At 78.2% G+C, this 316-nt stretch carries 1 pseudogene; it reads left to right on the top strand.

Features of this window, described 5'->3' with window-relative positions:
* Positions 1-316 (top strand): annotated as a pseudogene (locus ACLBX8_RS31815) (glycosyl hydrolase family 5); the annotation flags it as partial.

Here is a 316-nt window from a genome sequence, read left to right as displayed (position 1 = left end):
CGCGGCGCGCCGAACTCCTCGGCACCTTGTCGGGGGCCGTCGACGCGGCGCTGGCGGCCGGGCTGCGCGTCCTGGTCAATGTCCAGGCGAACGCCGCGACCCACCACTACACGCCCGACGCGTTCTACGGCTCGGGCCGGGCGCCGCTCTTCGCGGCCTATCGCGACCTCGTCGGAGACCTCGCGCGCCTGTGCGCGCGGAAGGGCACGGACCGCGTGGTCCTGGAGCCGGTGAACGAGCCGCCGCAGGCCGGCGGCGGCGGCGCCTGGAACCGGGTGCAGGACGGGCTCCTGGCCGCGGCCCGCGCGGCCGCGCC

This window comes from Methylobacterium sp. D48H, from assembly GCF_053345715.1.
This window is presented reverse-complemented; position numbering and strand designations above follow the sequence as displayed.